At 68.6% G+C, this 19,500-nt stretch carries 17 protein-coding genes; 9 read left to right on the top strand and 8 right to left on the bottom strand.

The genetic code is table 11. The annotated features are described in order from the left end of the window. Complete coding sequence (locus QTI17_RS20475; RefSeq protein WP_286535224.1) at nucleotides 1-843, bottom strand: metallophosphoesterase; 843 nt, start codon at nucleotides 841-843, stop codon at nucleotides 1-3. Between the two features lie 129 nt (nucleotides 844-972). Between QTI17_RS20475 and QTI17_RS20470 the strand changes: the two genes are divergently transcribed. After that, nucleotides 973-1,146, top strand: coding sequence for a hypothetical protein (locus tag QTI17_RS20470; protein ID WP_286535222.1), 174 nt, complete (start codon nucleotides 973-975; stop codon nucleotides 1,144-1,146). On the opposite strand, the gene QTI17_RS20465 is transcribed toward QTI17_RS20470, so the two are convergent. After that, complete coding sequence (locus tag QTI17_RS20465; protein ID WP_286535221.1) at nucleotides 1,143-2,099, bottom strand: LysR family transcriptional regulator; 957 nt, start codon at nucleotides 2,097-2,099, stop codon at nucleotides 1,143-1,145. The two genes, QTI17_RS20470 and QTI17_RS20465, sit on opposite strands and share 4 nt — an antisense overlap. Nucleotides 2,100-2,207: 108 nt before the next feature. Between QTI17_RS20465 and QTI17_RS20460 the strand changes: the two genes are divergently transcribed. Further along, nucleotides 2,208-2,690 (top strand): hypothetical protein, encoded by a 483-nt coding sequence (locus QTI17_RS20460; RefSeq protein WP_286535220.1) that lies wholly within the window; start codon nucleotides 2,208-2,210, stop codon nucleotides 2,688-2,690. 73 nt (nucleotides 2,691-2,763) lie between these two features. On the opposite strand, the gene QTI17_RS20455 is transcribed toward QTI17_RS20460, so the two are convergent. From QTI17_RS20455 to QTI17_RS20440, 4 genes are all read right to left on the bottom strand, one after another. Next, nucleotides 2,764-4,611, bottom strand: coding sequence for a phosphoenolpyruvate carboxykinase (GTP) (locus QTI17_RS20455; protein WP_286535219.1), 1,848 nt, complete (start codon nucleotides 4,609-4,611; stop codon nucleotides 2,764-2,766). A gap of 212 nt (nucleotides 4,612-4,823) precedes the next feature. Next, the gene (locus QTI17_RS20450; RefSeq protein ID WP_286372168.1) at nucleotides 4,824-4,976 is read right to left on the bottom strand and encodes a hypothetical protein; all 153 of its coding nucleotides are present in this window, start codon (nucleotides 4,974-4,976) and stop codon (nucleotides 4,824-4,826) included. A 60-nt stretch (nucleotides 4,977-5,036) separates the two neighbouring features. Next, nucleotides 5,037-6,269 (bottom strand): capsule polysaccharide biogenesis protein, encoded by a 1,233-nt coding sequence (locus tag QTI17_RS20445; protein WP_286535218.1) that lies wholly within the window; start codon nucleotides 6,267-6,269, stop codon nucleotides 5,037-5,039. Between the two features lie 152 nt (nucleotides 6,270-6,421). Beyond that, nucleotides 6,422-7,621, bottom strand: coding sequence for a threonine ammonia-lyase (locus QTI17_RS20440; protein WP_286521677.1), 1,200 nt, complete (start codon nucleotides 7,619-7,621; stop codon nucleotides 6,422-6,424). Nucleotides 7,622-7,742: 121 nt separating this feature from the next. Between QTI17_RS20440 and QTI17_RS20435 the strand changes: the two genes are divergently transcribed. Next, nucleotides 7,743-10,064, top strand: coding sequence for an ATP-binding protein (locus tag QTI17_RS20435; RefSeq protein ID WP_286535217.1), 2,322 nt, complete (start codon nucleotides 7,743-7,745; stop codon nucleotides 10,062-10,064). A 78-nt stretch (nucleotides 10,065-10,142) separates the two neighbouring features. After that, nucleotides 10,143-11,687: a S41 family peptidase gene (locus tag QTI17_RS20430; RefSeq protein ID WP_286535216.1), complete on the top strand. Its 1,545-nt coding sequence runs from the start codon at nucleotides 10,143-10,145 to the stop codon at nucleotides 11,685-11,687. Here QTI17_RS20430 and recQ read toward each other — a convergent pair. Together recQ and QTI17_RS20420 are read right to left on the bottom strand one after the other, a co-directional pair. Then, nucleotides 11,684-13,576, bottom strand: a complete 1,893-nt coding sequence (gene recQ / locus QTI17_RS20425) for a DNA helicase RecQ (protein WP_286535362.1) — start codon at nucleotides 13,574-13,576, stop codon at nucleotides 11,684-11,686. The two genes, QTI17_RS20430 and recQ, sit on opposite strands and share 4 nt — an antisense overlap. A 93-nt stretch (nucleotides 13,577-13,669) precedes the next feature. After that, a complete protein-coding gene (locus tag QTI17_RS20420) occupies nucleotides 13,670-14,131 on the bottom strand; it encodes a PaaI family thioesterase (protein ID WP_286535215.1) in 462 nt (153 codons plus the stop codon). Between the two features lie 298 nt (nucleotides 14,132-14,429). Between QTI17_RS20420 and QTI17_RS20415 the strand changes: the two genes are divergently transcribed. The 5 genes from QTI17_RS20415 to hutH are packed head-to-tail and all read left to right on the top strand — an operon-like array spanning nucleotide 14,430 to nucleotide 19,479. After that, nucleotides 14,430-15,395, top strand: coding sequence for an ABC transporter substrate-binding protein (locus QTI17_RS20415; protein ID WP_286535214.1), 966 nt, complete (start codon nucleotides 14,430-14,432; stop codon nucleotides 15,393-15,395). Nucleotides 15,396-15,428: 33 nt separating this feature from the next. Then, entirely contained in the window at nucleotides 15,429-16,271 is an 843-nt protein-coding gene (locus QTI17_RS20410; RefSeq protein ID WP_286535361.1) for an ABC transporter permease, read from the top strand. Then, nucleotides 16,271-17,050, top strand: coding sequence for an ABC transporter ATP-binding protein (locus QTI17_RS20405; protein WP_286508603.1), 780 nt, complete (start codon nucleotides 16,271-16,273; stop codon nucleotides 17,048-17,050). The genes QTI17_RS20410 and QTI17_RS20405 overlap by 1 nt, the downstream gene beginning before the upstream one ends. A 23-nt stretch (nucleotides 17,051-17,073) precedes the next feature. Further along, nucleotides 17,074-17,871 carry a histidine utilization transcriptional repressor HutC gene (gene hutC, locus QTI17_RS20400; protein WP_286535213.1) on the top strand — a complete coding sequence of 266 codons (798 nt, stop codon included), beginning with the start codon at nucleotides 17,074-17,076 and terminating at the stop codon, nucleotides 17,869-17,871. A gap of 57 nt (nucleotides 17,872-17,928) precedes the next feature. Then, a complete protein-coding gene (gene hutH, locus QTI17_RS20395) occupies nucleotides 17,929-19,479 on the top strand; it encodes a histidine ammonia-lyase (protein WP_286535212.1) in 1,551 nt (516 codons plus the stop codon). Nucleotides 19,480-19,500: the final 21 nt, after the last annotated feature.

Here is a 19,500-nt window from a genome sequence, read left to right as displayed (position 1 = left end):
CTAGCGCCCGGCAGCGGATGCGCGGGTCTGCCGGGGGCGCGGCACCTCGACCAGCAGCGCCGGGTCGAAGTTGTCCTGCTCCCCCTTGCCCAGGTAGCCCAGCGGGTTGGCGACCACGCGGCAGCCGTCCTTCAGGTAGTCGAACTGGCAGTGCAGGTGGCCGTGCAGCCACAGGTCGGCTTGCGGCAGCAATTCGTCCAGGTTGTTGCAGAAGCCCGCGGTGCCCGGGCTCAGGCCATAGCGGGGATCCGCGCTCGCCAGGGTCGGTGCGAAGTGCGTGATCGCCACGGTCGTGCCTTCGAACGGCTGGGCGAGCGCCTCGCGCAGCCACGCCTGGCATATGAGTGAGTGCTCCCTCAAGGCGTCGGCTAGAAAGATCTCTCCGCCGCGCGTGGTGGCCGCCTTCTGCAGGTAGAAGTTGGCGGCGCGCATCGCCTTGCCGCGCTTCTTGAGCGCCTCGGCCAGGTCGTCGCCGGGCTCGACCAGGGCATCGAAATCGGCCCACAGCGTGGTGCCGACGAAGCGCACGCCGTCGATGACCAACGTCTCGCGCTCCAGCCAGAGGATGTCCAGTGCCTCGCAGGTCTCGCGCAGCCGCTGGTGGACGGCATCGAAATCGGCGTTGTCGTACTCGTGGTTGCCGGGGACATAGACCACTGGCGCCGGCCAGCCATGGCGTGGTGAGAAGCGGGCCAGGCCGAAATCGGGCTCGGCCAGCGATGAGCCGGCCTGGTAGGAGCCGATGTCGCCCGCCAGCACCAGCAGGTCGGCGCCGGCCGCCGGGGCGACCTGGAGATGCGGATGAACCTCGATATGGAGGTCCGAGAGCAGCTGGAGCTTCATGGGGGATGGGTGCAGTCTAGCGGATGAGGTTATGCGTTTTGTGCATGGCGCTTGGCTTGAAGAATTGGGGAAAACCCTTATTCTTGATTCATCGTCACTCCGCGCCGCCCGCTTGGGCAGCGCAACATCATGTTTAACCTTCTTGCCCTCGTGGCCCGTTTTTTCCGTCCGACCCTCCAGGCTGTCGATGCCAGCCCGGCCGCAATCCTGATGCAGAACGCCGACAGCCGCGCCGGCCTCGACGCTCATCACGCGCAGGAACTGCGCGCCGCCGCCAGCGCCTGGCTCAGCGTCGTCCGCTAAGGACCCGCGAACGCAGCCTGCGCCGAGCGCAGCAGCGCCTGCCGCAGCCAGCCGTGCGCATGCGCGTGCTGGGCCCGCCGATGCCAGAGCGCATCCACGTGCACCAGGGGCTGGTCGAAGGGCAGCTCGCGCAGCACCAGGTGGTCGTCGATCCCGGTCACCCGCGCGAAATGCCGCGGCATCACGGTCAGCAGGTCCGAATTGGCCACCACGCGTCCGGCCGTGAAGAACTGGTTCACCGTCACCACGATGCGCCGCTCGCGCCCCAGCGCGCCCAGGGTCTGGTCGATGAAGCCGTAGGGCCGCCCCGAGAAGCTGACCAGCAGGTGGCGCGCGTCACAGAAGCTGTCGAGCGTCAGCGGCGCGTCGGCCAGCGGATGGCCCTGGCGCATCACGCACACATACTGCCCGACATACAGCCGCTGGGTCTCGAAGGGCTCGCCGACCCCGGACTGCCCGCGGGCCGCCAGGCTGGCGACCACGGCCGGAAAGTAGCCGATCGCGACGTCGACCTCCTCCTGCTCCAGCATCCGGCGCGGATCGCGGGTGGTCAGCGGCAGCACCCGCAGCGACACGGCGCGCGCCTCCTCCTCGACGATCCGGATCAGCCCGGGCATCAGCTCGGCGGCGGTCGCGTCGGCCATCGCCAGCAGGAAGGTCGTGTCGGCGATGCCGGCATCGAACTCACCCGGTGCCAGCGTGTGCTGGAGCTGCCGCAGCGCATCGCGCACTGTCGGCCAGAGCGCCAGGGCCCGCGGCGTGGGCTCGACCCCTGCGCCGGCGCGCCGCACCAGTTCATCGCCCAGCACCTCGCGCAGCCGCCGCAGCGCATTGCTGACCGCCGGCTGGGTGATCGCCAGGTTGCGGGCCGCGCGCGTGAGGTTGCGCTCCGCCATCACTTCGTCGAAGACGCGAAGAAGGTTCAGGTCGAGCGTGCGAAAGTTGACGTCCATAAGTGATGTGAATGATAAACATCAGCAGGATAAATTGGCAAAACATTAGGGTAAGCCCTAATATCAGGGCATCGGCTTCGGCCACCCCGTCCTTTCAGGAGGAACACCATGACCAGCTTCATCCACGTTGAAAAGCCCGCCACCCATCCCGGCATCGTTCGCGCCGAGGCGGCGATCGAACAGGTACGCGCAGCCCGCCGCGGTTTCGACGGCGCGCGTGGGCTGGCAGCCCTGCTGCTGGCCGCGATCGTGTCGTCGCTGCTGGTCGTCGCCGACCGCCTGGTGTCGATCACCCAGGAAGGCGGCCTGATGGTGGCCTGGCTGGTGCTGTGGGCCGTGGCCTTCATCGGCCTGGCCTTCTTCGCAGGCACGGCGCGTTCGCTGGCGGTCCGCGCCATCGCCGCGGCCCGGAACGTGGCCAAGCGCCGCGCCGCCGCCCGCGCCGACGAGCGCTTCCTGGCCTACGCCAAGCACGACCCGCGCATCATGAACGAGCTCAACGTCATCGCCACCCACCAGCAGGCGGTGGATGCGCCGGTCCCGACCTTGCACGACGCCCTGCGCCGCGTGAACCTCGGCCAGTACTACTGATCGCGCACCGCGGGCCTTCGGGCCCGCCCACGAAAAAGCCGCCCGAGGGCGGCTTTTTTGCGTCGCTGCCGAATCAGGCCGCGAGGCGCTGCTCGATCGCCGCCTTGGTGGCGGGCAGTTCCTTCGGCAGGTGGTGCGACAGCTGCTCGAACAGCTCGGCGTGCAGCTTCAGCTCGGCCTGCCAGGCGGCCTTGTCGATGCTGGTGACGGTGTCGAACTGCTTGGCGCTGAAGTCCAGCCCGGTCCAGTTGAGGTCTTCGTAGCGCGGGCTGACGCCGAACACGTGCTCGCTGCCCTCGGCCTTCTGCTCGATGCGGTCGATCATCCACTTGAGCACGCGCATGTTCTCGCCGTACCCGGGCCAGACGAACTTGCCGTCGTCGCCCTTGCGGAACCAGTTGGTCGTGTAGATCTTCGGCAGCCTGGCGCCCGAGGCCTCGAGCTTCTTGCCGAGGTCGAGCCAGTGCTGGAAGTAGTCGCTCATGTTGTAGCCGGCGAAGGGCAGCATCGCGAACGGATCGCGCCGCACCACGCCCTGCTGGCCGGCGGCCGCAGCGGTGGTCTCGGAGCCCATGGTGGCCGCCATGTAGACGCCCTCGACCCAGTTGCGGGCCTCGGTCACCAGCGGCACCGTGGTGGAACGGCGGCCGCCGAAGATGAAGGCATCGATGGCGACGCCCTTGGGGTCGTCCCAGGCGGCGTCCAGCGCCGGGTTGTTGATGGCTGCGACCGTGAAGCGGGCGTTCGGGTGCGCGGCCTTGGCGCCGGTCTCCTTGGCGATCGCGGGCGTCCAGTCCTTGCCTTGCCAGTCGATCGCGTGGGCCGGGGCTTCGCTCATGCCTTCCCACCAGACGTCGCCGTCGTCGGTCAGCGCGACGTTGGTGAAGATCACGTCGCGGTCGAGGCTGGCCATGCAGTTCGGGTTGGTCTGCATGTTGGTGCCGGGCGCGACGCCGAAGTAGCCGGCTTCGGGATTGATTGCGTGCAGCTTGCCGTCGGTGCCGGGCTTGATCCAGGCGATGTCGTCGCCGATGGTCGTGACCTTCCAGCCCTCGAAGCCGGCCGGCGGGATCAGCATCGCGAAGTTGGTCTTGCCGCAGGCGCTCGGGAAGGCGGCGGCCACGTGGTATTTCTGGCCCTGCGGATTGGTCACGCCGAGGATCAGCATGTGCTCGGCCAGCCAGCCTTCGTCGCGGCCCATGTTGGAGGCGATGCGCAGTGCGAAGCACTTCTTGCCGAGCAGGGCGTTGCCGCCGTAGCCCGAGCCGTAGCTCCAGATTTCGCGCGTCTCGGGATAGTGGACGATGTACTTGGTCTTGTTGCAGGGCCAGGCGACGTCTCGCTGGCCGGCTTCCAGCGGCGCGCCGACCGTGTGGACGCAGGGCACGAACTCGCCGTCGTCGCCCAGCACGTCGAACACCGCACGGCCCATGCGGGTCATGATCTTCATGTTGACCGCGACGTAGGGGCTGTCGGACAGCTCGATGCCGATGTGGGCGATGGGCGAGCCCAGCGGGCCCATGCTGAACGGCACGACATACATCGTGCGGCCCTTCATGCAGCCGTCGAACAGGGGCTGGAGCGTGGCGCGCATCTCGGTCGGCGCCATCCAGTTGTTGGTCGGGCCGGCGTCTTCCTTGCGGGCCGAGCAGATGAAGGTGCGGTCTTCGACGCGGGCGACGTCGCTCGGGTCGGAGGTGGCGAGGAAGGAGTTGGGGCGCTTGGCCGGGTTCAGCTTCTTGAAGGTGCCGGCGTCGACCATCTGCTGGCAGAGGCGGTCGTATTCTTCCTGGCTGCCGTCGCACCAGTGGATGCGCTCGGGCTTGCACAGGGCGGCCATCTCGGCCACCCACGCGATCAGCTTCGCGTTCTTGACGTAGGAGGGCGCCTGCATGGCAAGACCCTTCAGCGGTGCGTTCATCGTCTATCTCCTAAGTTGAAAATCGTTTTTTCGAACGGGACGCGACGCCGCGGGGCGATCGAAATCCGTTGGAGAAAACGCTTCCGTCTAGGGAGGGGGCTGGATGGAAGACCGTGTGGACCGGGGCAGGGGTCGGCGCGGCGACGACCGACCCGGCTGCGGCATTGCGCCCCGCCGGCGGCACGCAATGCCGCGCGGTGGCGCTGCCGGGTTCAGGCCATGTAGATGGCGATGGAGGCCAGGAGGAGCATCAGCACCCCGCCCACCAGCGGCAGAACCAGGGGCATGAGAGGGACGATCGACTCGACCGCGTCTTGTTCGACCGCGGCGGCGTGGCCGGGTTCGATGGGGGTGGGGTTGGACATCTGGGTTCCTTGTATTCTCACGACTGGGGCCATTTTACCGGCTGGGCCGCGGGCCGCGGTCTAGGGGGTTGCCAGACCTTTTTCGGGTCCCGGAGGCGACCGATCGAGCCATTCGCCCCAGTCGGTGGCGCACCACGGGTTGCTGGATTTCGCCGCCGCCTTCGGCCAGGCCTTGTAGAAGCTTCCGTTGAGCTGGCTGCGCGCGATCAGGAAGCTGACAAAGCGGCGCAGCAGGACCCGGTCGGGCCCGCTGTGGGGCGCTTCATGCCAGAAGGCGTCGAGCGGGCCCTGGTGGCAGAGGCCCGGCATGTCGTAGATCGCCTCGCCCAGGGCCTTGACCGGGACATGGTGCTCGAGCGCCTGCAGCCCCGTCGTGCTGTTGACCACCACCACGCCGCGGGCGTGCTTGAGCAGCGTCGGCAGGTGCTGGTCGTGGACATAGAAGCACCGGTGGGCGATGCCGTGCGCCCGGGCGAGTCGCCGGACCAGCGTGGCGTAATCCGTATAGCCGCGGCTCATCGGGTGGTGCTTGATCACCAGGGCGGTGTCCGCGGGGGCGTGCCGGGCGAAGGAGCCGAGCACCTCCTCGACGAAGGCCTCCACCGAGTCGAAGCTCGAATGCACGAAGATCTGCGCGTCGTTGAAGACCTGCAGCGGCACCAGGAAGAAGTGCCTGTCCCAGCGGGTACACAGCCGCTCCAGCATGCCGTGCTGCAGCGCCCGGTACTTGAGCTTGCGCCAGCCCGAGCGGATCCAGGGCCAGGCCTCGGTCAGTGCGAGCCGCCGGTGATGCGCATAGCGGGGGAACCAAGGCTTGCCCAGGCTGCCGATCGAGAAATACAGGAAAGCCCACCAGGCCATGTGCCAATAGGTGTTGCCCAGATCCCTGCGCCGGGGGCGGGCGGCCTCGGGCTGCGCCAGGTAGAACGACGGCTGGCGGGGGACCTGCGAGTGGCCGTTCACGCCGTGGCGCTCGAAGGTCATGTAGTGCGGGCGCAGGTAGCCTTCCTCGAACACGCCGACTTCGAGCCCGCGCCGCATGGCGATCTCGTGTGCCACCACGTGGATCGGGCGGCAGTCGCCGAACAGCAGGATGACGTCGATGTCCAGCCGATCGAGCAGGGCGTCCAGCCATGCCGGCCACTCAGCCATCGCGCCCTTGAACGAGAAGGCGCCGCGCCGATAGAACAGGCGGTCGCCGGCATTGAAGTTGACCTTGAACACACGGGCGCCCGCCAGTTGGAGGTCGTGGGCCAGGCGGCTGAAAAAAGGCCCCACCGGGCCTTGCAGCAAGAGGACGCCTTGTCCTCGGAAGGCGTGGATTCCGCGTTCGATCATTCGCCCGCAGGCTAATGGCGAAGCGGCGCCAACCCGAATGGTCCGGTGCGATCGATCCCTTTCAGGGCGAACGAACAGAAATTTCCGAAGGGCTGGCTGACCCGTTCTCAGCGCTGCTCGACGGCCTCGAACCCGGCTGCCGTCAGGGCCGCCAGCACGGCCGCCAGGTGCTCCCGCCCCCGGGTCTGCAGCACCAGTTCGACATCGACGTTCTGCGCCGCCAGCATGGTGAAGGCCCGCTGATGGTGAACTTCGTCGATGTTGGCGCCCGCTTCGGCGACAGTGGCCGTGATATGGGCCAGGGAGCCCGGCACGTCCCGGGCGCTGACCCGCACGCGCGCGAGCCGGCCGGCGCGCACCATGCCGCGCTCGATGATCGCCGCCAGCAGCAGCGGGTCGATATTGCCGCCCGACAGCACCAGGCCGACGCGCTGGCCCCGGAAGCGGTCGGGATGGCGGATCAGCGCGGCCAGTCCGGCGGCGCCGGCGCCCTCGACCAGCGTCTTCTCGATCTCGAGCAGCATCAGCACCGCCTGCTCGATGTCGCCCTCGTCGACCAGCAGCAACTCGTCGACCTCCCGGGCGATGATCTCGCGCGTCAGCACGCCGGGGGTGCCCACGGCGATGCCTTCGGCAATGGTGCTGGTTCCCTGGGGGTGGTGGGTGCCCTGCACCGCGTTCACCATGGCCGGGAAGCGCGAGGTCTGGACGCCCACGATGCGGATGCCCGGCTTGCGCGCCTTGGCGGCCAGCGCCATGCCGGCGGCCAGGCCGCCGCCGCCGACCGACACCACCAGCACGTCCAGGTCGGGGACCGCATCGAGCATCTCGAGCGCCACCGTGCCCTGGCCGGCGATGATCGCCTCGTCGTCGTAGGGATGGACGAAGGCCAGTCCCTCGCGTTCGGCCAGCGCCAGCGCATGCGCGCGGGCCGCCTCGAGGGTGTCGCCATGCAGCACCACTTCGGCGCCGAATCCGCGCGTGCGTTCGATCTTCACGCCGGGCGTGAAGCGCGGCATGACGATCAGGGCCCGCAACCCTAGGCGCTGCGCGTGGTAAGCCACGCCCTGCGCGTGGTTTCCGGCCGACATGGCGATCACGCCACGGGTGCCGCCTTCGGCCAGGTCGACCAGTTTGTTACAGGCTCCGCGCTCCTTGAACGAGGCGGTGAACTGCAGGTTCTCGAACTTCAGGAAAACCTGGGCGCCGACGATTTCGGACAGGGTCCGCGATTCGACGCAGGGGGTTTCAAGCAACTGCCCGTGGAGACGGAGGGCCGCGCGCTCAATGTCTTCGATTCCAACCATCGGCGTCATTGTGGACGGAATCGCAACATCCTGGTATTTCGTGTCCGCAGGCTTCCCGAAGCCAATACTCTGCGTTATGGTCGCTTCCAGATTCACACATCCCCTCGCGGGAGGTTGCCAGATGGTCAAGCGTTCCGGTGTCGATGCAGTGGCTGCGGCTTCCCGCGGCCATGCACTGCCGTCGCCCGGACTCAAGGAAGCGCCGGTGCTCGAACTCATGTGTTCGCACTTCGTGCTCACGCTCGCGGCCAAGCAGGGCCCGCGCTTCAACGTGCGCCGGGACCTCAACGGCCTGCTGTCGCTCACCGGCCGCCACCTGGTCTGGCCGCTGCCGGTGCTGCATCGGCTGCGCGAGTTCCTCGGCCGGCGTTGCGTCGGCAACGAGGTCTGGAAGGGGGTCGAGGGTTTCGACGGCCGCACGCTGCTCGACCGCCACGGCGTCTGGCGCGGCCCCTACGAAGAGGGCACGCTGTTCTTCTACCTCGACGAATACGCCAAGGACCAGCCCAAGGACCTGCTGTCGGTGCTGTCGGTCACGCGCGACTGGCTCACCCATGCGCTGCGCAAGCAGTCGACCCTGGTCGAGAAAAACATCGATGCGCTGGCCGGGCTGCTGCAGCTCAACAAGGCCGAGCGCGCGCTGCTGCTCTACGGCACCCTGGCGCGCTACCAGCGCGACCTGCGTTCGCTGCTGGTCGAGTTCAAGGTCAACAACGCGCCGGAGGCCTACGCCGCGATCGCCGAGGTGGCCGGCGTCAATGCGAGCGAAGTCGGCGAGGCGCTGCGCGCGGGCTCGCGGCTCGAGCGCATCGGGCTGGTCGAGAACCTGATCTCCGAGCACAACATCACCGACCTGGCCGACCTCATGAAGGTCAGCGAGAAGCTGCCGCCGGTGCTGATGCGCGAGTACCGCGACCGCAACGAACTGATGGCCGTGTTCACGCGCCCGTCCGCCAAGAGCAGCCTCTCGGTGCACGATTTCTCCTTCGTCGAGGACGAGGCCCGGATGCTGGTCACCTTGCTGCGGGCGGCGGTGGCGCGCAAGGAGCCCGGCGTCAACGTGCTGCTCTACGGCCCGCCCGGCACCGGCAAGACCGAACTCGCCAAGGTGGTCGCGCAGGCCGCGGGGCTGGAGCTGTTCGAGGTCGAATACGCAGACCGCGACGGCAATTCGCTGTCGGGCCGCGACCGCTACCGTTCGCTGCAGATCGCGCAGGTGTTCCTCAAGGGCAGCGAGCAGTCGGCGCTGCTGTTCGACGAGGTCGAGGATGTGTTCCCGCCCATCAGCACCGAGGCCGCGCAGCTGATGGCGCGCGCCGAGCAGATTCCCTCCCCGGCCAGCGGCAGCGTGAGCGGCAAGGCCTGGGTCAACCAGATCCTCGAATCGAACGCGGTGCCGACCTTGTGGGTCACCAACCGCATCGAGCAGATCGACCCGGCTTTCCGGCGCCGCTTCGCCTACCACCTCGAGCTCAAGTCGCCGCCGCCCGGCGCCCGCGAGCAGCTGGTGCGCAAGACGCTCGAAGGCGTCTCGGTGTCCGAGGCCTTCACCGCCAAGCTGGCCGGGCGCAAGGGCCTGACACCGGCGCAGATCCGCACCGCGGTGCGCTTCGCCGAGCTCGCCATGACCGAGGGCGGCTCGGTCGAGAACCTGATCGAGCGCCAGCTCAAGAACGCCGATCTCGCGCTCGGCACGCCCGATGCCCTGGGCGCGCGCCGCAGCGTCACGACCTACGACCTCGACATGCTCAACGTCGAGACCCGCTTCGAGATCCCGCGCATCGTCGAGGCCCTGAAGGCGCGCGGCCACGGCACGCTGTGCTTCTACGGCGCGCCCGGCACCGGCAAGACCGCCTTGGCGGAGCACATCGCGAAGGCGATCGGCCGGCCGCTGATCATCAAGCAGGCCAGCGACCTGATGAGCAAGTACGTGGGCGAGACCGAGCAGAACATGGCCGCCATGTTCAAGGAGGCCGAGGCCGAGAAGGCGGTGCTGCTGCTCGACGAGGCCGACAGCTTCCTGCAGGACCGCCGCGGCGCCCAGCGCACCTACGAAGTGACCGAGGTCAACGAGATGCTGCAAGGCATGGAACGCTTCGACGGTATCTTCGTCTGCACCACCAACCTGCTCGACCGGCTCGACCAGGCGGCGCTGCGCCGCTTCACCTTCAAGATCAAGTTCATGCCGCTGACCGGCGAGCAGCGCGAGCGGATGTTTGTCACCGAGGCGCTGGCCGGCGATGCGGCCCAGCTGACCCACGAGATCAAGCTGCGGCTCGCCAGGCTGCCGCAGCTGTGTCCGGGCGACTTCGCGGCCGTCAAGCGCCAGACCGACATCCTGGCGGTGGCCTTCTCGGCCGACGAGTTTCTCGAGCAGCTCGATGCCGAGCACCGGATCAAGCCCGAGGTGCGCGAGTCCCGCGGCATCGGCTTCGTCCAGTAAGGTTCCACACAAGAAAAGGCGCGGGTCGCCGCGCGCGGGGGAGAGCGATCGATGAGGGCTGTCCGGACTGCCCGGAGAATGGACGCGGCGCGCTGCGCCTTGGGCGCTGCCGCACTGGCGCTGCTGGGTCTGCTCGGTGCCTGCGGCGGTGGCGGGGGCGGGGGCGGCGGCGGCGCAGCGTTGCCGCTGGCCGCGCCGGCCGCCCTGGCGCCGGGCGACGACCCGATCGTCGCCTCGTCCAGCGTGCAAGGCCAGTGCGCCGCGCCGCGTGGCGGCATCGACCCGGACACCGGCGCGGCGTTCCCCGACCAGCCCGGCTCGGCGACCACCGAGAAGCGCTGGCTGCGGGCCTGGATCGACGAGACCTATCTCTGGTACGCCGAAATCCCCAGCACGCTGGTGGCCGGCGAATACGCGACCCCGCTCGCCTACTTCAACGTCCTCAAGACACCGCTGTCGACCCCCTCGGGCAGGCCCAAGGACCGCTTCCACTTCACGGTCGACACGGCGCAATACCGGGGCCTGTCGCAAGACGGCGTGCTGATCGGCTACGGACTCGAACTTGCCTTCCTGAGCGCCGCGCCACCGCGCGACATCCGGGTGGCCTTCACCGAGCCCGGCTCGCCGGCGGCGCAGGCGGGCTTCGATCGCGGCCTCAAGCTGGTCGAGATCGACGGCATCGATGCGGTGGCGGGTGCGGACGTGGCGGCACTCAACGCGGCGCTGTCGCCCACCCGCATCGGCGAAACGCACAACTTCAAGCTGCAGGCGCCCGACGGCAGCCTGCGCAGCGTGAGCCTCACGGCGGCCGCTGTCACCCGCACCTCGGTGCAGAACGTGAAGACCATCGCCACCGACAGCGGGCCGGTCGGCTACATGCTGTTCAACGACCACACGGCCGGCGCCGAAGCGCAGCTGATCGCGGCGGTCTATCAGTTCAAGGCGGCGTCGGTCAGCGACCTCGTGATCGACATGCGCTACAACGGCGGCGGCTTTCTCGACATCGCCAGCGAACTGGCCTACATGGTCGCCACGCCGGCGGCCACCCGCGGCACGGTCTTCGAGGCGCTGCAGTTCAACAGCAAGAACCCGTTCCGGATCACCGCGGCGCAGGCCACCGTGCCCTTCCATGCGACCACGCGCGGCTTCTCGGTGTCGGCCGGCCAGCCGCTGCCGCAACTGGGCCTGTCGCGCGTCACCGTGCTGGCCGGCCCCGACACCTGTTCGGCCAGCGAATCGGTCGTCAACGGCTTGCGCGGGGTCGGGATCACGGTGGACCTGATCGGTGGCGGCACCTGTGGCAAGCCCTACGGCTTCTATCCGCAGGACAACTGCGGCACGACCTATTTCGCGATCCAGTTCCAGGGCGTGAACCAGCAGGGCTTCGGCGACTATGGCGACGGCTTCGTGCCGACCTGCGCGGTGGCGGACGACTTCGGCCATGCGCTGGGCGACACCGCCGAGAGCCGGCTCGCCGCCGCGCTGACCTTGCGCAGCACGGGCGCTTGCCCGGCCGCGCCGCAGGCCCGGGGCGGTGGCGCGCTCGGCAAGGCGGAGGCGACCGGAACGCCCTATCTGATCCGCTCGCCGCTGCGCGAGAACCGGATCATTTCACGCCCCTAGAACGCCGCGCAGACCCGCAGCACGTCGGTGCCGTAGGCCTCGAGCTTCTTGGTGCCGATGCCGCTGATGCCCTGCAGGTCTTCGAGCGTCGCGGGCGCGCGCTCGGCGATCGCGGCCAGAGTGGCGTCGTGGAAGATCACGTAGGCCGGCAGGTTGTGCTCCTTCGCGACCTCGGCGCGCCAGGCCTTGAGCGCCGCGAAGCGGGCCTGGCCGGCCGCGTCGAGAGTGGCGGCGGCCGGCGAGGGCGCGCCGCGCGCGGTCTTTTCGCGCCGCGACTTGCGTTCGGCCGGCGCGGAGATCGATTCGCGCAGCATCACCTGGACCTCGCCCTTGAGCACGGCCCGCGAGCCGTCTGTCAGCTGCAAGGTGTTGTACGCCTGGGCGTCGACCGAGAGCGCGCCGGTGGCGATCAGCTGGCGCAGCACGCCGCGCAGCTGCGCCTCGCTGAACTCGTCGCCGATGCCGAAAGTGCTGACCCGCTCGTGCCCGAACTGCTTGACCTTCTCGGTGGCCTTGCCGCGCAGGATGTCCATGATGTGGCCGGCACCGAAGCTGATGCCGCTCTGCTGCTGCACCCGGTAGATGGTTGAAAGCAGCTTGCGCGCCGCATCGGTGCCGTCCCACACCTGCGGCGGCGTGATGCAGTTGTCGCAATTGCCGCAGGGAACGCTCTTCTCGCCGAAATAGCCGAGCAGCCGCACCCGCCGGCAATCGCTGGCCTCGGCCAGTGACAGCAGCGCATCGAGCTTGCCGCGCATCACCTGCTTGAACTCCTCGCCGGCCGGGCTCTCGTCGATCATGCGGCGCTGGTTCACGACGTCTTGCAGGCCGTAGGCCATCCAGGCGTCGGCGGGGGCGCCGTCGCGGCCCGCGCGGCCGGTCTCCTGGTAGTAGCCCTCGATATTCTTCGGCATGTCGAGGTGGGCCACGAAGCGCACGTCGGGCTTGTCGATGCCCATGCCGAAGGCGATGGTCGCGACCATCACGATGCCTTCGTCGCGCAGGAAGCGGTCCTGGTGCTTCTGGCGCACTGCGGCGTCGAGACCCGCGTGGTAGGGCAGGGCGTTGATGCCGGCGTCGACCAGGGTCTGGGCCACGTCCTCGACCCGCTTGCGCGACTGGCAATAGACCACGCCCGCATCGCCCTCGTGCTCGCGCTCGATGAAGCGCAGCAGCTGGGTGGTGGCTTCCTTTTTCTCGACGATGGTGTAGCGAATGTTCGGCCGGTCGAAGCTGGAGACGAACTGGCGCGCTTCTTCGAGCTGCAGCCGCTCGACGATGTCGGCGCGCGTGAGCGCATCGGCGGTGGCGGTGAGCGCGATCCGCGGCACGCCGGCATAGCGCTCGTGCAGCACCGTGAGTGCACGGTACTCGGGCCGGAAGTCGTGGCCCCACTGGCTCACGCAATGGGCCTCGTCGATCGCGAACAGCGCCAGCTTGCCGCGCTCCCTGAGCGAGTCGAGCTGCGACAGGAAGCGCGGCGTGTTGACGCGCTCGGGCGCCGCGTACAGCAAGGTGATCTCGCCGCGCAGCATGCGGCGCTCGACGTCCTGGGTCTGCTCCCAGTCGAGCGTGGAATTGAGGAAGGCGGCATCGACGCCGGCCTCGTGCAGGGCGCCGACCTGGTCGTGCATCAAGGCGATCAGCGGCGACACGACCACGGTCACGCCGTGCCCGGCGCGCTGGCGCGCGATGGCGGGGATCTGGTAGCACAGCGACTTGCCGCCGCCGGTGGGCATCAGGACCAGGGCGTCGCCGCCCGCCACGACGTGGTCGACGATCGACTGCTGCGGGCCGCGGAACTGCGCGTAGCCGAAGATCTCGTGGAGGATCGACTGCGGATCGTCGGCGCCGGACGAAGGCGCGGAGTCGGAAGAGGCGAGGGGCAAGGCGGACACGGTTCGGCGTTGGATGAAGGCCGGCCCGCAAGGGATGCCGCGGCGGGCCGGCCTTCATTGTCGCTTGGTGGCGCCTCCCGGCTGTCAGCTGCGGATGTTTTCGCGGCCGAAAACCGCCATCAGCGTGCAGCCCATGGTGGCCACCAGCTTCTCGCGGCCCTCATCCAGGGCGTAGGCATGGCCCTCGCAGACCGTCACCGTGCGCCCGGGCTTGACCACGCTGCCGACCATCCGGAAGGTCTGGCCCTTGGCGGGTGCGAGCAGGTTGATCTTGTATTCGATGGTCAGCACCGCGGCGTCGGCCGGCATCAGCGTGAAGCCGGCGTAGCCGCAGGCCGAGTCGAGCGCGGTCGCCACCATGCCGGCATGCAGGAAGCCGTGCTGCTGGGTCAGGCCGGCGGCCCAGTCGAGCTCGATCGCCACGCGGCCCGGCGCGATCTCGCCCAGCCGCGCGCCGATGGTGGCCATGGCGCCCTGGCGCTCGAAGCTCTGGCGCACGCGCTGCGCGTAGTCGGGGTCCGGCGGAACGAAGGCGGTGGCAGGCATGGGTGATGGGATTGACGTTTACGTAAACGTGAATTATGGCCGTCCCGCCCTTGGCACGGCGCTTGCAAACCATGGCCATATTCGCCGCGCCTGCTCCTGTCTAGACAACTTTTGGTGCATGAAACCGCTTTCGCGCACTGCGGAAGTGCAAAGCGCCACTTGCCATCAACCCGAATTCCGGGTTAACCTGTATATACAGGTGCAGCGCGGGGAATGAAACTCGGCTGCCCTGCTGGACTACGAATACTTTTTCCTGCCCGGCTAGCCGAAACTTTTGAAACGCAACAGGAGAACCTGAATGGTCAAGACGGTCGGAAAAATAGCCTCGCTGCTGGCGGCTGGTGCATGCGTCGCGGGCCTGGCGGCGAGCGCCCATGCCGAAGACACCAAGATCACGCTGGGCATGTCGGGCTGGACCGGCTTCGCGCCGCTGACGCTGGCCGACAAGGCCGGCATCTTCAAGAAGAACGGCCTCGATGTCGACCTGCGCATGATCCCGCAGAAGGACCGCCACCTGGCGCTGGCATCGGGCGCGATCCAGTGCGCGGCCACCACGGTCGAGACGCACGTGGCCTGGAACGCCAACGGTGTGCCGATCGTCCAGATCTTCCAGATGGACAAGTCCTACGGCGCCGACGGCCTGGCCGTGCGCAACGACGTCAAGAGCTTCGCCGACCTGAAGGGCAAGGCGATCGGCGTCAGCGCGCCCGGCACCGCGCCGTACTTCGGCCTGGCCTGGATGCTCAACAAGAACGGCATGAGCATGAAGGACGTGAAGCTGGTCTCGCTCGAGCCGCAGCCCGCCGCCCAGGCCTTCGTGGCCGGCCAGAACGACGGCGCGATGACCTACGAGCCGTATCTCTCGACCGTTCGCGCCAACCCCGCCGCCGGCAAGATCCTGGCCACCACGCTCGACTACCCGATGGTGATGGACACCGTCGGCTGCGCCCCGACCTGGCTCAAGTCCAACGCCAAGGCGGCCCAGGCGCTGGCCAATTCGTACTTCGAGGCCCTCGACATGATCAAGGCCGACCCGGCCAAGGCGAACGAAATCATGGGCGCGGCGGTCAAGCAGAGCGGCGAGCAGTTCGCCAAGTCGTCGGCCAACCTGCGCTGGTCGGACAAGGCGGCAAACCAGAAGTTCTTCGCCAACGACATCCTCCCGTTCATGAAGGACGCGCAGGTGATCCTGCTGGAGTCCGGCGTGATCCGCAAGGCGCCCGACGACCTGGCCGCCACCTTCGACACCAGCTTCGTCAAGTAAGAGGCACGGACGATCATGAGCGCGACGCCTGTCATGCACTCCTCCACGCCGGCGGCCTCGGCCGCGCCGGCCGCCCCCCAGGCGCCGCGCCGGCGCCGCGCGCTGGCGCCGCTCGAACCGGTCGGCGCCCGGGCGCGCTGGCTGCTGGGCGTCGGCTTCTTCGTCCTGTTCGTGGCGGTCTGGGGCTTCTTCACGCTCGGCGGCTTCGTGTCGCCGACCTTCCTGGCCAGCCCGGTCACGATGGTCAAGGAAGCGGTGCTGCTCTTCACCGAGTTCAACTTCAGCCACGACATCGGCATGACCGTCTGGCGCGTGTTCGGCGGCTTCGTGCTGGCGACCATCGTGGCCGTGCCGCTGGGCATCGCGATGGGCACCTGGAAGAGCGTCGAGGCTTTCTTCGAGCCTTTCGTCTCGTTCTGCCGCTACCTGCCGGCCTCGGCCTTCATCCCGCTCCTGATCCTCTGGGCCGGCATCGGCGAGACCCAGAAGCTGCTGGTGATCTTCATCGGCTCGGTGTTCCAGATCACGCTGATGGTGGCGGTCACGGTGGGCAGCGCGCGGCGCGACCTGGTCGAGGCGGCCTACACGCTGGGCGCCAACAGTCGCGGCATCGTGCTGCGGGTGCTGATTCCGGGTGCCGCGCCGGGCATCGCCGAGACGCTGCGCCTGGTGCTGGGCTGGGCCTGGACCTACGTGATCGTGGCCGAGCTGATCGGATCGTCGTCCGGCATCGGCCACATGATCACCGACAGCCAGGCGCTGCTGAACACCGGGCAGATCATCTTCGGGATCATCGTCATCGGCGTGATCGGGCTCATTTCCGACTTCGCTTTCAAGGCGCTCAACCGCCGTCTCTTCGCCTGGAGCACGATCTGATGAACCAGCTTTCGATTCGCGGCGTGTCCCGCACCTTCACCGGCACGCGCGGCCAGACCACGCAGGCGCTGCTGCCGATCGACTTCGAAGTGCGCGAGAACGACTTCGTCACCATCCTCGGCCCCTCGGGCTGCGGCAAGTCCACCCTGCTGCGCATCGTCGCCGGCCTCGACTACCCGACCGAAGGCCGGGTGCTGCTCGACGGCCAGACCATCGAGGGCCCGGGCGCCGACCGCGGCGTGGTGTTCCAGAGCTACACGCTGTTCCCCTGGCTCACGATCGCGCAGAACATCCGCTTCGGCCTGCGGGAGCGCGGCATGAGCGAGGCCGACCAGAAGGAGCGCAGCGATTTCTTCATCGCCAAGGTCGGCCTGCGCGGCTTCGAGAACCATTTCCCCAAGCAGCTTTCCGGCGGCATGCAGCAGCGCACCGCCATCGCCCGCGCGCTGGCCAACGACCCCAAGATGCTGCTGCTCGACGAGCCCTTCGGCGCGCTCGACAACCAGACCCGCGTGCTGATGCAGGAACTGCTGCTGGGCATCTGGGAGTCGGCCCGCAAGACGGTTCTGTTCGTCACGCACGACATCGACGAGGCGATCTTCATGGCCAACCGCGTGGCCGTGTTCAGCGCCCGGCCCGGCCGCATCAAGACCGAGATCCCGGTCGACTTCGGCCATCCGCGCCACTACACAATCAAGACCTCGCCCGAGTTCATGGACATCAAGGCACGGCTCACCGAAGAGATCCGCGCCGAATCGATGGCCGCCGCCGAGCATTGATCCCCAGCCCCGAGAAAGTCCGCATGACAGCCGCCAGCCTCCGCAAAGCCACCGACGCCCACCGCACCGCGCCTGCGCGCGCGGCGGCCTCGACGTCGCCCGCGCTGGCGCTGTACGAGCAGATCAAGGCCTTCATCACGCACAAGATCCAGGACGGCTCCTGGAGCGCCGGCCACCGCCTGCCGTCCGAGAGCGAGCTGGTGGCGCAGTTCGGCGTGGCGCGCATGACGGTCAACCGCGCGCTGCGCGAGCTGGTCGAGCAGGGGCGCATCGTGCGGGTGGCGGGTGTCGGCAGCTTCGTCGCCGAGGACAAGCCGCAGTCGACCCTGCTGCAGATCGCCAACATCGCCAGCGAGATCCGCGACCGCGGGCACGACTACCGCTGCGAGTTCCTCACGGCCGAGCGCATCGCCGCCTCGCCCGACGTCGCGGTCTGGCTCGACCTGCGGCCCGGCGAGTCGGTGTTCCACACGGTCTGCCTGCACATGGAAAACGAAATCCCGGTGCAGCTCGAAGACCGCTACGTGAACCCGCGCGTGGTGCCCGACTTCCTCGACCAGGATTTCTCGCTGGTCCCGCCGAGCGAGTACCTGGTGCGCAACGTGCCCTTCGACCAGATCGAGCATGTGGTCGACGCCGTGCTGCCGACGCCCGAGCAGGCCGAACGGCTGGCGATGCCGGTGACCGACCCCTGCCTGCTGCTGACGCGCCGCACCTGGACCCGCACCCTGCCGGTGACGGTGGTGCGCTGCCTGCACCCGGCTTCGCGCTATCGCCTCGGCAGCCGGTTCCGGGCCGACGGCAACCCTTCCTTCGGCTGAACGCGCACGCCCCGCCTTCGAATTCGCGCGCACCTACTTGTATAGACAGGAGAACCCATGACCGCCACCCCTTCCGCCCACGCGCCGATCGTCCTCGCGCCCGGCGATGTCGACCTCGCCACCCTGCGCCGCGTGCATGCCGGTGGCGTCCAGCTCGCGCTCGCTCCGGCGGCGCGCGCCGGCCTGCTCGCGGCGCAGGCCACGGTCCAGCGCATCGTCGATGCCGGCGAAGTGGTCTACGGCATCAACACCGGCTTCGGCAAGCTGGCCCAGACCATCATCCCGCCCGAGCGGCTGGCCGAGCTGCAGCGCAACCTGGTGCTGTCGCACAGCGCCGGCACCGGCGAGCCGCTGGCGGCCGGCGTGGTGCGGCTGGTGCTCGCGACCAAGGCCGTGAGCCTGGCGCGCGGCCATTCCGGCGTCCGGCCCGAGATCGTCGATGCGCTGCTGGCGCTGTCGAACGCCGGCCTGCTGCCGCGCATTCCTTCGAAGGGATCGGTCGGCGCCTCGGGCGACCTGGCGCCGCTGGCGCACCTGGCCTGCGTGCTGATCGGCGAGGGCGAAGTCACGGCGCCTGACGGCGAAGTCATCGGCGGCGCCGACGCGCTGCGCCGCATCGGCCTCGCGCCCTTCGTGCTCGGCCCCAAGGAAGGCCTGGCGCTGCTCAACGGCACCCAGGTCTCGACCGCGCTGGCGCTGGCCGGCCTGTTCGGCGCCGAGGACGTCTTCGCGGCCGGCCTGATGGCGGGCGCGCTGTCGCTCGAGGCGATCCAGGGCTCGATCAAGCCCTTCGACGCCCGCATCCATGCCGCGCGCGGACAGCCGGGCCAGATCGCGGTGGCGGGCGCGGTGCGCGCGCTGCTCGAAGGCAGCGAGATCGTGCCCTCGCACGCCGATTGCGGCCGGGTGCAAGACCCGTACTCGATCCGCTGCGTGCCGCAGGTGATGGGCGCCTGCCTCGACAACCTCGCCCATGCGGCGCGCGTGCTGCGCATCGAGGCCAATGCGGCCTCCGACAACCCGCTGGTGTTCGACAACGGCGACGTGATCTCGGGCGGCAACTTCCACGCCGAGCCGGTGGCCTTCGCAGCCGACATCATCGCGCTGTCGGTGGCCGAGATCGGCGCCATCTCCGAGCGCCGCATGGCGCTGCTGCTCGACAGCGGCCTGTCGGGCCTGCCGCCCTTCCTGGTGCGCGACGGCGGCGTCAACTCCGGCTTCATGATCGCCCAGGTGACGGCGGCGGCGCTGGCCTCCGAGAACAAGTCGCTGGCCCATCCGGCCAGCGTCGACAGCCTGCCGACCTCGGCCAACCAGGAAGACCACGTGTCGATGGCGACCTTCGCCGGCCGCAGGCTCGGCGACATGGTCGACAACACCGCGGTGGTCGTCGGCATCGAGGCCATGGCTGCGGCACAGGGCATCGAACTAAAACGGGGCCCGAAAAGCTCGCCCTTGCTCGAAGCCGAATTCGCCGCCATCCGCGAACGCGTCGCCTTCATCGACCAGGACCGCTTCCTCGCGCCATCGATCGAAGCCATGCGCCTGTGGGCACGCCAGGGCCAATGGCCCGAAGCGGTGCAGGCCATCCTCCCCAGCCACGCCTGAATCAACGATCCAGCTCATCGA

The sequence above is a fragment of the Variovorax sp. J31P179 genome (genome assembly GCF_030316985.1).
Lineage (GTDB): Bacteria > Pseudomonadota > Gammaproteobacteria > Burkholderiales > Burkholderiaceae_C > Variovorax > Variovorax ginsengisoli_B.
The sequence above is the reverse complement of the archived record's forward strand: the minus strand, read 5'-3'. Positions and strand labels throughout refer to the sequence as shown.